The following is a 725-nucleotide window of genomic DNA, read 5'->3' as shown; positions in this document are numbered from 1 at the left end:
CAAATTGCGAGTTCACTGGGTGGAAACCTCACGCCGGCCTCGCTCTTGGCGACGGTGTTCATCTTGGCTGGATTGGGCTTTAAGATTTCGCTGGTGCCGTTTCACCTTTGGGCACCGGATATTTACGAAGGTGCCCCAACCCCGGTCACAGCCTTCTTGGCGATTGCCTCGAAAGCCGCAGCCTTTGCGGTGCTGATCCGTGTTTACCTCTTAACCATGAACAGCCAAGCTTTTTCAGCAACGGGACAAACCCTGTTGTTCGTTATGGCAGCGATTACGATGATTGTGGGTAACTTGATTGCCATACCACAAACGAACCTAAAACGATTATTAGCCTTTTCCAGCATTGCCCAAGCGGGTTATTTGATGGTGGGTATTATTGCTGAATCCACAGCGGGGATCAAAGGGGTCCTCTTCTATGCGATGATTTACGTCTTCGCAAATATGGGAGCCTTTGCAGTAGCAACGCTTGTGGCGGAGAAGCAAGGCAGCAGCGAGATCAAGGACTTGGCTGGATTCTGGCACCGTTCCCCGTTAGCCACGGTGGTTATGACAGCATCCCTGTTATCTCTCGCGGGAATTCCACCCCTTGCCGGCTTCGTAGGGAAATTCTATCTCTTCTCTGCGGCGATGGATCAAGGGTATGTAGCGATTGCCTATATCGGGTTCGTCATGAGTATGATTTCCGTATACTATTATCTCTCAGTGATTAAGGTCATGTTCCT

Annotated in this window: 1 protein-coding gene; it reads left to right on the top strand. The window is 50.5% G+C overall.

Going from position 1 to position 725, the window contains the following annotated elements; translation table 11 throughout:
* Positions 1–725: NADH-quinone oxidoreductase subunit N (locus tag LJE72_RS25940; protein WP_229251019.1), on the top strand; the 725-nt coding region annotated here is incomplete at both ends.

The sequence above is a fragment of the Desulfosporosinus shakirovi genome, assembly GCF_020595055.1.
Lineage (GTDB): Bacteria > Bacillota > Desulfitobacteriia > Desulfitobacteriales > Desulfitobacteriaceae > Desulfosporosinus > Desulfosporosinus shakirovi.
This window is presented reverse-complemented; position numbering and strand designations above follow the sequence as displayed.